5 protein-coding genes are annotated in these 13403 nt (G+C 68.4%); all 5 read left to right on the top strand.

From position 1 onward, the window contains the following. Positions 1–274 precede the first annotated feature (274 nt). Positions 275–2125 carry a CHASE2 domain-containing protein gene (locus KF833_08815; GenBank protein MBX3745399.1) on the top strand — a complete coding sequence of 617 codons (1851 nt, stop codon included), beginning with the start codon at positions 275–277 and terminating at the stop codon, positions 2123–2125. Positions 2126–2130: 5 nt separating this feature from the next. Then, entirely contained in the window at positions 2131–5619 is a 3489-nt protein-coding gene (locus KF833_08810) for a tetratricopeptide repeat protein (protein MBX3745398.1), read from the top strand. Between the two features lie 343 nt (positions 5620–5962). Beyond that, positions 5963–7900 carry a hypothetical protein gene (locus KF833_08805; protein MBX3745397.1) on the top strand — a complete coding sequence of 646 codons (1938 nt, stop codon included), beginning with the start codon at positions 5963–5965 and terminating at the stop codon, positions 7898–7900. Then, the gene (locus tag KF833_08800; protein MBX3745396.1) at positions 7897–11916 is read left to right on the top strand and encodes a hypothetical protein; all 4020 of its coding nucleotides are present in this window, start codon (positions 7897–7899) and stop codon (positions 11914–11916) included. The genes KF833_08805 and KF833_08800 overlap by 4 nt, the downstream gene beginning before the upstream one ends. A 337-nt stretch (positions 11917–12253) precedes the next feature. Next, positions 12254–13363 (top strand): Fic family protein, encoded by a 1110-nt coding sequence (locus tag KF833_08795; protein ID MBX3745395.1) that lies wholly within the window; start codon positions 12254–12256, stop codon positions 13361–13363. Positions 13364–13403: the final 40 nt, after the last annotated feature.

The raw sequence follows: 13403 nt of genomic DNA, 5'->3' as shown, positions 1-13403 counted from the left end.
GGGGAGTGGGGAATGGGGAGTGGCGATGCCCCATTCCATCTCCTCAGGCGTCCACTTTGCGTCCTGGCGTCTTCGCGTGAGATGATGTCCTCATCCCGATGCACCACTCGTTTGCGGCCTCGTGGAACTCGGCCCTCCGAATGCGGACCCCTGATCGGGCCAACCTGGAAATGGGCGCTTGCGTAATCGGCGACGACACCGCGAGGGTTTAGGGCAGTGACGGAGCGGCGCGGCGGGAATTGTTCCTGACGGCAGCGTGCTCGTTCGACCGGACATGAGCCGGCCCCCCCAGGTTCCCGAACCCGATCCGACCAACACCTCGCACGGCCCCGAGCGGCAGGAGGTGATGACGCTGGTCTTTACCGATCTGGTCGGTTCCACGCGGCTGAAGGAGGAGTTGGGGAACAGCGAGGCGTTGCGGCTGATCCTGGAGCATCACCGGCTGGTCCGGGACCTGTTGCGGGAGTATCAGGGCGGGCTGGAGGTGAGCACCTCGGGGGATTCCTTCTTCCTGGCGTTCCGGCGTCCTTCGGATGCGGTGGCCTTCTCGCTCCGGCTTCAGGCCAGACTGCACGCGTGGAACCGGGAGGCGGGACGCCCGGTGCAGGACCGGGTCGGGGTGCATGCGGGGGAGGTGACGGTCGAGGCCAACGCGCAGGGGGGAATCCATGATCTGCACGGGCTGGAGGTGGACAAGTGCGCCCGGGTGATGTCGCTGGCGCAGGGGGGTCAGGTGCTGTTGACGCGGTTCGCCTTCGAGAACGCGCGGGCGGGTTTGAAGGGGACGCCGATTCCGCAGGTGGACCGGGTCGAGTGGGCGAGCCATGGCCACTATCAGTTGAAGGGGGTGGCCGAACCGATCGAGATCTGTGAGGTCACCGATCCCGGCCGGGCGCCGCTCGAGGCGCCGGCCGATTCGGACAAGGTCAAGCGGGTGGCGGTGGCGGAGGAGCCGGAGGAGGAGGAGGCGACGGGCTGGCGGAGGTGGCTGGTGGGACGGCGGGTGAGCCGGCGTCTGGCGTGGATTGGGGCGGCGGTCTCGGTGTTGGTGGGATGGGCGGGCGTGATGGTGCCCGGGATCGTGGAGGCGAGTTACGACTGGGGTTACCTGTTTCGGAAGACCGAGGTGCCGACGGAGGCGGCGATTGTGCGGATGGATTCGGAATCGCACGACGAGCTGGGGCAGCCCTGGTTGCAGCAATGGGACCGCCGGGTGCATGCGGCGCTGATTGATCGCCTGGCGGAGATGGGGGCGCGGTGTGTGGTGTTCGACGTGTTGTTTGATCTTCCGGCGGAGGATCCCGGGCAGGACCAGGCGTTCATCGAGGCGGCGAAGCGCTTCGGAAAGGTGGTGGTCGCGGGGGTGCTTCAGGCGGAGGAACGGCCTGAGATTTTTCTGGGGCACCGGACCCAGGGCCCGATCCCGGAAATCGAGGAGGTGGCGGTCTGGGGTTTGGTCGAACGGGCCGGGGCCGACCGGACGATTCGGCGTCCAGGGCGGGAGGTCGAGCTGAAGGAATCTCTTTCGAGCGCGGTGATGCAGGTGCTCGGGGAGCGGGGCGGCGTGGCCCCGCGGAACCCGTGGCTGAACTACTACGGGCCGGCGGGAACGGTGCCGTCGCACCCGTATTCCGCCGTCTTGGGAGGGCGGATCGACCCGACGAGTCTCTCGAACCGCGTCGTGTTCGTGGGGGCGGTGTATGACCTGCCGTTCACGGGCGGGAAGGGGACGGACGATTTTCTGACGCCGTACAACCGGTTCTCGAAGAGCGAGCGGCGATCGGCCGGGGTGGAGATTGTGGCCACGGCCACCCTGAACCGGATGCGGGGCGACTGGCTGCGGCTGCCAACGCCGTGGATGCAGCTCAGCCTGGTGACGGTGCTGGGCGGGGTGGCGGGGTTCGGGCTGTGTTTCCTGCGTCCATTGCCCGCCTTGATCCTGGCGGTGGGGGCGGGCACTGTGGTGGGCCTGCTGGCCATGACCAGCGTATGGGTGACGCAGATCTGGTTCCCGTGGCTGGCGTTCAGCGCGGTGCAGCTCCCCCTGGCGCTGGGCTGGTCGGTGGTGGCCTGGGCCCAGGTGACCGGGCGCCGGGCGTCTCTCCGAACGGAAGGCACGAAGTGAACCGCATGCGTTGTTGTTGGTGGTGGGCCTGTTTGTTCCTGGTGTTCGCCGTTCCGGCGGAGGCCGCGGATTCCGGACGGGTGGCCCAGGCGACCGTCGTTGCCCTCAGTGGCCAGGTGCAGTTCCAGCCTGCCGGCACGGCAACGTGGTACACCGCGGCGACCAACCAGGTGCTGTACGGGGGCGACATGCTCCGCACCGGGCCGCGGAGCCGGGCCACGCTGCAATTGCGGGACCGCTCGATCATGCCGGTGCGGGAGATGTCCATGCTGCGGTTCGCGGACCGGCCGCAGGGGACGCTGTTGCAGATCCTGCGCGGGATCATTTCCTTCTTTCATCAGGGGCAGGCCGGTCAGGTCACCATCGAGGGCGGCGGGGTGAGCGCGGTCGTTCGCGGCACGGAATTCGCCTTCGAGGTGCGGGAGGCAGGCGGGATGCGCCTGACGCTCTTCGACGGCGAGGTGGATCTCACCGACGCCGAAGGTCGGTCGTTGTCCATCGGGAGCGGCGATGTGGCCGAGGCGGGCGACGGCATGGCACCGCGGCGCCTCGCGAGGATCGAGGCGGGCGACTGGTCGGCCGTGCAGTGGGCGTTGTATTACCCGGCGATCCTGGATCCGGCGGATCTTGGATGGGGGGAAGCCGGGGTGCCTGTGCCCGAACTGGCGGCGGCCTGGGCGGCGTACCGGCGCGGCAACCTGCCGCAGGCCATGGCCGGGTACCCCGCGGACCGGTGGCCGGAACGACCTGACGAGAAGGTGTTTCTCGCGGCCCTGCTGCTGGCTGTTGGATCGGTCGAGGAGGCGGAGTCGGTGCTGGAAGGAATGGAGCCGGAGGATGAGGACGATCCGTGGGGCCGGCTGGCAGTCGCGCATCGGCGGTTGATCGACACCGTCCGGCGGGGATCGACCGACGGACCGGATCACGAGACGCCGCTGGCGACCGAACTGCTGGCAGCCTCGTATGCGCGTCAGGCCGGGGCCCGGCTGGCGGCGGCGCGCGACCTGGCGCGGGCGGCGACGGACGTATCGCCGGACTTCGGGTTGGCATGGGTGCGGCTGGCCGAGCTGGAGTTTGTGCTGGGGAACACGCGGGCGGCGGAACAGGCGCTCGAGCGCGGGCTGGCCCTGGTGCCGGAACACGCCGAAGCCCACACCCTGCGCGGGTTCCTGGCGGCGGCGCGCCATCGGGTGCGGGAGGCGGAAGCGGCGTTCGAAGAGGCGTTGCGGCTGGATCCCGCGCTGGGGAACGCCTGGCTCGGGCGCGGGCTGGTCCGCATCCGGCGGGGCGAACTCGAGGCCGGGCGGGAGGATTTGCAGGCGGCGGCGGCGCTGGAACCGCAGCGGGCGGCGTTGCGGAGTTACCTCGGGAAGGCGTTGTCCGATTCCCGCGCCTTCCGGACCCCGGCGCTGGCGGGCAGGGCGGAGCATGAACTCGATCGGGCGAGGGAACTGGATCCGGGCGATCCAACGCCGTGGCTGTATTCGGCGTTGATGCGCCAGCGGGAGAACCGGGTGAACGAGGCGGTGGCCGACCTCGAACGGTCCCTGGACCTGAACGACAACCGGGCGGTCTATCGGTCGCGTCTGGGTCTCGACCAGGACCGTTCTGTCCGGGGCGCGAACCTCGCCGCGCTCTACCGGGATGCGGGTCTGGAGGCGTACGGGGAACGGGCGGCGACGCGGGCGGTCGAGGACGATTACCTGAGTTTCTCGGCGCACCAGTTCCTGGCCGACAGCTACAACGCGCGGCGCGACGCCAACCAGGTGGATCTGCGGTACGAGACCGCGTGGTTCAGCGAGTTCCTGGTGGCCAATCTCCTCGCGCCGGTGGGAGCGGGCCGGCTTTCGACCACTCTGGCGCCGAACGAGTATTCGCGGTTGTTCGAGCGAGACGGACCCGGGTTGGCGGGCAGGACGGATTATTGGAGCAACGGCGACTGGCAGCAGACCGGATCGCAGTTCGGAACCTTCGGGTCGTTCGGATACGCCCTCGACGTCATGTACCGCTCCGCCAACGGGCAGCGCATCAATGACGACGCCGAGCAACTGACCCTCTCGCTCCAGGCCAAGCAGCAGGTGGGCGCCCGGGATGGAGCGTTCCTGCAACTGATCTATTCCGATGCCGAATTCGGAGACGTGGCGCCGTACTACGACCCGGCGGACGCCAACCCGCGGTTGCGGGCGACGGACCGGCAGGAACCGCAGGTCCTGGTGGGCTGGCATCGCGCCTGGGCCCCGGGTTCCGACACCCTGTTGCTCGTCTCCCGGCTTCACGACCGCTACACCATGGACGATCCGCTGGCGACCAGTTCGGTGCTGTTCCGCAATCCGGATGGCAGCCCGTTCCGGCAGGTCACCGTCCCCACCCCGCTCCGGTACGAAAACGAGTTCGTGACGTGGTCCTTCGAGGGTCAGCACATCTGGCAGCACGAGGCGCACACGGTGATCGTCGGGTTGCGGCAGCAGACGGGATCCTTCGAGACACGGACCGAACTGGGACCGGGCAACGCGGCCGGGGTGCCGGTGCCGGGGTTGAGCCAGGACCTCGAGGCGGATCTGCTGCGGTTCACCGCCTACGGGTACGAACACTGGCAGGTGCTCGACTGGCTGCGGTTGTCGGCGGGATTGAGCTACGACCGGTTGCGGCAGCCGGTGAACTACCGGATCGCGCCGGTCATCGAGGGCGAGGAAACCCTCGACCGCGTCTCTCCGAAGGCCGGGGTGACCGTGACCCCGTGGCGGGACGGGGTGTTGCGGGGGGCCTACACGCGATCGCTGGGCGGGGTGAGCTTCGATCAGAGTTTCCGGTTGGAACCGACCCAGATTGCCGGGTTCAACCAGGCGTACCGCGGATTGATTCCCGAGGCGGCGGCGGGGTCGGTGGCCGGACAGGCGTTCGAGACGTGGGGGGTGAGCTTCGAGCAGCGCTTCCCGACCCGCACCTATCTGACCGTCGGCTGGGAACGCCTCGAATCCCGGGCCGACCGGAACCTCGGGGTGCGCGAACTGCCGTTCGGGGCGGCCCCGACGGTGGGGACACTGCGTCAGGGACTGCGTTATGATGAGGACTCGGTGACGGTGACGGTCCATCAACTGCTGGGCCGGGACGTGTCGGTGGGGGCGGGGTACCGGATGAGCGAGGCCACGCTGGTGGACGCGCTGCCGGCGTTCCCGGGATCCGGGCGGGAGGTGGAGTCGCTGCTGCACCAGGTGCGGATCGAGGGGCGCTACACCCATCCGACCGGGTTCTTCGCGCTGGCCGAGGGGGTGTGGACGCAGCAGTCGAACCGCGGGTACAGCCCGGACCGGCCGGGGGACGATTTCTGGCATGTGAACCTGCATGCGGGCTGGCGTTTCGACCGGCGGAACGTCGAGATTCGCGCCGGGGTCCTCAACCTCACCGACCAGGATTACCGGTTGAACCCTTTGAACAGCTACCGGGAGCCGTACCGTGACCGAACCTTCACCACATCGCTGCGCTTCGATTTCTGAGGCGGGCCCGGCACGGGAGGCGACGGCGCTGGCGGGCTTAGGGCCCGGGATGAGGCCCCTTGAACGGAATGCACCTCGGAGGATGAAGTCGGGGGGTGCCCCCCTTCCTCCGGAGCGCGGACAGCCCTGTCCGCCCGGGCCCCAGTCAGGCTGCGGGACGCGCGGACCCGGTTGTCCGCAGCCCGAGCCACGACGTTCGCACCTGATGGGAAGGTGGCGTTGGGCTGCCGTGCTGTTGGCGGGCGGGCTGGAGCGCGGACAGCCCTGTCCGCCTGGGCCCCTTCCAGGCTGCGGGACGCGCGGACCCGGTTGTCCGCAGCCCGAGCCACGACGTTCGCACCTGATGGGAAAGTGGCGTTGGGCTGCCGTGCTGTTGGCCTGCGGGCTGCCAGGGCTCTGGCCCGGGCGCGCCGACGAGGAGATGCCCCCGCCGATCATCACCGTGCAGCCGGTCGGGACCGAAGCCGGAATCGGCGAGGCCGTGCGACTGCGGGTCGGGGCCCAGGGAAGCGGATTTTTGCGGTTCGCCTGGTTGTTGGAGGGCGAGACGGTCGAGGGCGCCACGGAGGATCAACTGCTCCTGCCCGCCATCCGTGAGGACCAGTTTGGCGTGTACCGGGTGCGAGTGACCGACGCGTTTGGCTCGGTGTTGAGCGAGCCCGCCCTGGTGTCACCCGCGGTGGACCGACTCCTCTATTGGGCACGGCAACCGGCCGACGCGCGGGCCGTGGTGGGAGGCCCGGTCCGGTTCGAGGCGGAAGCCCAGGGTTCGGACTCCATCCGCTACGTGTGGCGGGTGAACGGGAATGACGTCCCGGGCGCCAACCAGCCGGTCCTCGAGATCCCCAACGTGCGGCTCGCGGACGGCGGACGGTACACCGTGCTGGCGTCCACGCCGGACGGGACCCTGGAAAGCCGATCGGTGGTGCTCGAAATCGACGTGCCGGAACTGCCCTTCGCCGATGCCTTCGCCGATCGCGGCTTGATCGGGGACGCCACGGGCGTGGGACGCGGGAACAACCGTGGCGCCACCTGGGAGGGAGCCAGTGGCGAGCCGCGTCACGCCGGCAAACGCGGGGGCCGATCCGTGTGGATCACCTGGCGTGCCCCGGCCAGCGGGGTGGCCACATTCGCGACTGCGGGTTCGACCTTCGACACGGTGCTGGCGGTGTACACGGGAAGCACGCCCGGCAGCTTGATCGAAGTGGCGGCCAACGATGACGGCGGCTCCTACCTGACCAGTGTGGTGCGCTTCAATGCCGTCGCGGGAACGGACTATCACGTCGCGGTGGACGGCTTTGCCGGTGCGGAAGGCAGCGTGGTGCTGAGCTGGGAGTTGGAACCGGGCGCGCCGCCGCTGCCGCGGATCGTGGCCGCCCCGGAGTCGGAGATCGTGGTCTCGGGAGGCACGCTTCACCTCGCCGTGGTCGCCGAGGGCGAAGGACTGCAGTTCCAGTGGCTGTTCAACGGGGAACCCATCGAGGGCGAAGGGGATGCCCTGCTGACGGCCCAGAGTGTGACCTCGGCCCAGGCCGGTCAGTACTCCGTCCGCGTGGCCAACAGCGCGGGTCAGGTGGTCGAATCCCCATGGGCGCTCATTGAGGTGGTGTCCGGTCCGGCAGCCCCGGCCCGCGACAAGTTCGAGGACCTTTTCGATGATCCCCTGAACGGGGGGGCCAGCCTCCATGGGGCCGGAGGGGGCGGCTTCACCTCCGTGGCGCCCGGGTTGCCAGGCTGGCGGGATACCACGAATGAGGGAGCGACGCGGTCGCCGGAGGATCCGCTCATCTTTGGCGAGGTGGGGGGCGCCTCGCTGTGGTTCCGGTTCCGGGCCATGGCAACCGGCTGGATGCACCTGAGCACCGAGGGCAGCGTCATCCCGGCGGTTCTCGGCGTGTACACCAACCGGTTCGCCCTGAGCGTCGTCACGGAGAGCCGGCCGGTGCCGCCGCGGTCGCATGCCGAAGTGGTGTTCGGTGCCCATGCCGGCGAGGACTACCTGGTGATGATCGATGGCGTGAACGGCGCCCGCGGCCCGGTGCGGCTCGCCTACTCGGTCCAACTCGCCGAGGTGCGGCCCCCCGTCATGGGCTTGTCCCCCGCCGGGTTCAGTCTCGAAATGATCGTGCCCCCGGGAACCTATGAAATCCTGCGCGGCGACGCGATGAGCCGGCTGACCCCGGTCACGACGACCAATGTCACCGGCGGGGTGCTGCGATTCTTCGACGCCGGCGCCTCCGACCGGCCCCGCCGCTTCTACTGGATTCGAGGTGTGCCATGACCCCGCCGCGATGCGAATCCCCAGGTGCGATCGGACCCGACCCCGGTCGCAGGGTTCCCTGGCGCCTGTTTCTGGGTCTGGCCTGCTGGCTTGGAACCGCGCCGGCTGCGTGGGCGGCCACGGTGACCTGGATTGGCCGGGGCGCCTCCCTGGCTTGGAACGACGCCGCCAACTGGAGCGGCGGCGCGGTGCCGGGAACAGCCGATGACGTGGAGATCCCCCCGCGCACCGGACCCGTCGAGATCCGGAGCGGTAATGTCACGGTGCTGAGGATTCAGGCGCCGGACGGTGTGCGGGTGTCGGGCGGCACGCTGACGCTGACCGAGGGGGAATCGCGGATCGGGGGGAACTTCACCGTGTCCCAGGGAGCTTCCCTGGTGGTGCGGGGGGCGAAGACGGTCCTGCTGGGGGGCGGCGCGGCCGTGGAATGGGGAGGGGACCTGACCGTTCGCGACGGTGCCCAGGCGCGGCTTTCCAACGTGGCCCAGGTGCGGAGCGCGATCTCACGCTGGTGGGCGCACGGCATCGGCTCCTGGATCGAGGCGCCATCCCTGGGCGAAGTCCACCTCACGGCCAACGGGTATTTTGAGGTCCAGGCCACTGGCGAAGGGCGCATCGATCTGCCGAAGTTTCCCGGCCTCCTCGGACCCATGCGGGTCACGGCGACGGAAGGTGGAACGGTGGACCTGAGCAGCCTGCGGGGCCGTTGGAGCAGCGAGGGCTTCGCCTACCGCTCCCTGCTGCGGGCCCGGAACCGGGGGACGATTCTGGTGCCGCTGCTGACCGAGTTCGACCGGGGCGAGGTGGACATCGACTCGGACGACGCGTTGCCAACCCGGCAATGGACCGCGTTGACCGGCGGCACCCTCACAGTCCGCGGGACCAAGGGGGCTTTTGCGTCGCTGACCCGGGTGGACGACACGGATATCACCGTGGCGGCGGGTGCGACCCTGAGCCTGGGCGGGGTGACCGGAGTGCGGATGACCTCGGCGAACTGGCGGGTTCAGGATCCCGGCTCGGTTCTGGACGTCTCGGCACTCGGGACCGTGGCATTTGCCACCGCCTCGTACTTCGACATCAACGTCTCGTCCCAGGGCCGGGCGATCCTGTCAGGGCTCAAGGAAGTGCGCGGTCCCATTCGCATTACCGCCAGCGGCGGCGGTCTGGTGGACCTTCAGTCCCTGGAGGGACGGTGGACCAGCGAAGGATTCGCTTACCGCCAGATGCTCAAGGCCGACACCGGCGGGCGCATTCTGGTGCCCGGGTTGAGCGGGTTCGATCGGGGGACCATCGACCTGGATTCCCTCGAGGCCATCCCGACCGGGAAGCTGCAGGAGTTGACCCAGGGCGCGCTGGTGGTGCGCGGGTTCAAGGGCGGGTTCGAAGCGCTGGGCAATGTCGATGGCAGCGACCTGACCGCCCTCGGCGGCGGGGTGCTGGCGTTGCCGGGGGTGACCTCGGTTCGGGCCGGAGGCCAGACCTGGCGGGCGCAGGATCCGGGTTCGATGATCGATGGGGGTGCGGTGAGGCAATTGACCTTCGCCAACGCCACGTACATGGACATCAACGCGACCACCGACGGCCAGGTGAACCTGGGGAGCGTGGAAGCCCTGCTCGGCCCGCTGCGCGTGACCGCCAGTTCGGGCGGCCTGGTGGAGCTGAGCGGCGCCCGCGGACGCTGGACCAGCGAGGGCTTCGCTTACCGGCATTCCCTCAAGACCAGCACCCGGGGCAGGATCCGCATCCCGGGCATCACCGAGTTTGACCGGGGAACGCTGGACCTCGATGCGCGGGACGGCATTCCGACGGCCCAGTTGGCGGCGCTGACGCGGAGCACCGTGCATGTGCGGGGGGCCGAGCCGTCGTTCGAGGCGTTGACCGTCGTGGACGACAGCGATCTGTCCGTCTGGGAGGGCGGCGTGTTGCGTTTGCCGAAGGTCGCCGAGTTGCGGTGCTCGGGCATGACCTGGCGGGCCCGCGATCCGGGCTCCATCCTCGATGCGAGGGGCCTGAAGTCCGTGCAGTTCTCGAGGACGGGCTACTTCGACCTCCATGCCGAGACCGCGGGACGCATCGATCTCAGCGGACTGACGCGGATGGTGGGGCCGTTCCGGGTCTCGGCCTCGGGAGGCGGGGTGGTGGATTTCAGCGGGGCGACGGGCTTGTGGCGCGGACCCGATGTGGCCTACACCCCCTGGCTGCGGGCGACGTCGGAGGGCCGCATCCTGCTGCCCAACGCGCGGGAGTTCGAGGGAGGCCAGTTGTTGATCGCCCTGAATGCCTTCATCTCCACCGGGCAGTTCGTGCGGATCGCCGACGCCACCGTGGTGCTCGACGGCGGAACGGTCGCCTTCCCAAGTCTGCGGGATCGTCTTGGCACGACCTTCGAGCTGCGGGCCGGCGCGCAGGCGATCTTCACCCCGCTCCCCCTGCTGGTCACCGGGCCCCTCAGCCAGCGCGTTTCGACCGGGGCGACGGTTGAATTCTCGGTGGTCGCCGAAGGGGAAGGGCCGCTGGTGTACCAGTGGAGAAAGAACGGTCAAAACATTCGCGATGCCCGCGGTCCCACGCTGCGGTTGGAGGGCGTGACGGTCGAGGACGCCGGGGCGTACAGCGTGGTGGTGGCCAACCGCGCGGGCCTCGTGGAGAGCCAGCCCGCCACCCTCAGCCTGGCGCTGCCCACGCTGCCGTTTGCCGATGCCTTCGTGAATCGAGGCCGCCTGTCAGGAGCCCAGGGATCGGGAACGACCACCACGATCGATGCCGGCCGGGAGGCCGGAGAACCCGCCCACGCCGGAAAGCGGGGCGGCCGTTCGGTCTGGCTCACCTGGCGCGCCCCGGACAACGGGCGGATGATCTTTTCCACCGCCGGTTCCAGCTTCGACACCCTGTTGTCCGTGTACACCGGCTCCAGCCTGGGGACCCTGGTCGAGGTGGCCAGCGACGACGATGGCGCCGGATTCCTGGCCAGCCGGGTCGAGTTCGATGCCGTTCGGGATGTCGATTACCACATCGTCGTGGACGGTTATGCGGGGGCCGCCGGAACGGTCGTGTTCAGTTGGGACTGGACCATGGGGCTCGCTCCCCTGCCCCGTCTGGTCGCACCCTTGCAGGGCGGCACCGTTCAGGAGGGTGCGGCCTGGACTTTGTCCGCGCCCGTCGAGGGCGAAGGGCTGCGCTATCAGTGGTACTTCAACGGCACTCCCGTGCCGGGCGGCACCCAGCCCGTCCTGGTCCTGCCCACGGTGACCCGCGTCCAGGCGGGCCTCTACGCCGTCCTGGTGACCACCGCACAAGGCCAGTCCGTCCGCACCCGGGACGTGCTGCTCGAGGTCGTGTCGCGCCCTGACGAAGCTCCGGCCCGGGACAAGCGTGAGGACCTGTTCCCCGAGCCGGTGGCCACCACCCAGCGGGCCCTCTTCGGAGGGGGCGGTGCCCCCTTCACCTCGGTCGCCCCGGGAATCCCGGGTTCACGTGAGACTTCCAACGGCGGCGCCCACCGGGCTCCGGACGATCCGATGGTGCTGGGCGAACTCGGCGGCGCGACCTTGTGGTTCCGGTTCCGGGCGTCCAGCTCCGGCTGGATGGCCATTTCCACCGAAGGCAGCGAAATTCCCACCGTCCTCGGGGTGTACACCAACCGCACCACCCTTCAGGAAGTCGCGCTGGCTGTGCCGATCCCGCCCGCCACCCACAGCGAAGTGATGTTCGGCGCCCATGCCGGCGAGGATTATCTCGTCATGGTCGATGGCGTCGAAGGCGCCCAGGGCCGCATCCAGCTCTCCTACTCGCTGGCCCTCGCCCCTGTGAACGGCGCCGTTCTGAGTCTCGTGGACGGCGGACTGCTGATCCAGCAGACCGTCGGCCCCGGAACCTACGAGGTGGCGGTCGGCGACGACCTGATCTCCTGGACCCCGATGCTCACGACCAACGTGTTCGGGGGCATGCTGGAGGTCCTCGAAACGCAGCCCCACACCCATTCCCGCCGGTTCTACAGGGTGAACGGGGTGCCGTAGGGCACGGGAGGCCGTTCGGAGGGCCGAGTTCCACGAGGCCGCAAGCGTGTGGAGTGTTGGATTGAGGACTCGCAGAGCTCGTCCCTCCGAAGCGAAGCGAGGGTGTGAGATCGGAGGGCCGAGTTCCACGAGGCCGCAAGCGTGTGGAGCGTTGGATTGAGGACTCGCAGAGCTCGTCCCTCCGATTCGCTGCCTCCTCACCCACAATTCCGGGATCCACCACGGGAGGCGGTTGTGGAAAGCAGGTTCTCGACAACCCGCTTTGCGTTAAGGAAAATCGGTTTTACTTAACACAAACCGTCTTGAGGCAAGCCGGCTTTCGACAACGCCGTCACCCATGCACCCTTTTCAACCCGAGTCACTTCCGCCATCCGACCTCGATCTGGTGGCGCTGATGCCTTGGGCGGGGCGGGCCAATCGCGCCGTTGCCACCTTGGAAGGCCTGTTTTACGGCCTGCCCAATCCCGAGCTGTTGCTCTCGCCGCTGACGACCCAGGAAGCCGTCCTTTCCTCCCGCATCGAGGGCACCCAGGCGGATCTCGAAGACGTCCTCAAATTTGAAGCAGGCGAAGAGCCGGCCGATCCGTCGCGCCGCGAAGACATTGATGAGATCAGGAATTATCGGCAAGGGCTTACGCTTTCCAGCGAGCTTTTGAAGGACCGGCCCTTCTGCCTGAACACCCTGCTCCGGCTCCACGATGTCCTCATGGACAGCGTCCGCGGGCACAGCAAAGGCCGCGGAAAAATACGCACGGGCCAGAACTGGATCGGCGCTCCCGGCGCTCCCATCGAGCAGGCCGTCTTCGTCCCACCCTCGCCCCTCGACCTGCAGGATCATCTGAACCGCTGGGAAGCCTACTGGCATGCCGATGCTCCGGATCCATTGATCCAACTGGCCATCCTCCACGCCCAGTTTGAAATCCTTCATCCGTTCAACGATGGCAATGGCCGGCTTGGGCGGATGATCATTCCGGTTTTCCTCTTCGAGAAGAGGATCCTCAGTCGGCCATGCTTCTACCTGTCGGCGTACCTGGAAGCGCGGCGTGAGGAGTACATCGCCAGACTTCGGGCGCTTGGGGCACCGGGAAGCTGGACCGCATGGTGTGCCTTTTTCCTCGAGGGCATCGCCGTCCAGGCCGATGCCAACACCCGCAAAGCACGGGAGATTCAGGACCTCTACGAGCGCCTGAAGAAGCAGATCCTGGAGCTGACGCATTCCCAGTTCGCCGTTCCGCTGCTCGATGGGATGTTTGAACATCCGATCTTCCGCAGCAGTGATCTTGCCCGCCGCAAAGACATGCCCAGTGCTCCCATGGTGGCCCACCTGCTGAAGACACTACGACAGAGTGGGGTGCTGCATACGGTTCGGGAGGGAGCCGGGCGCCGACCCCATGTGCTCGCGCTGGCCGAACTCATCAATCTGTGTGAAGGCCGGAAGGTTCTGTGAGCCTTTGGTACCTGTCGCTCCGGATCACGGTGGTCGGACC

This window comes from Verrucomicrobiia bacterium, assembly GCA_019634625.1.
Taxonomy (GTDB): domain Bacteria; phylum Verrucomicrobiota; class Verrucomicrobiia; order Limisphaerales; family CAIMTB01; genus CAIMTB01.
Note: the sequence above shows the minus strand (reverse complement) of the source record. Positions and strands in the feature narration are given on the sequence as shown.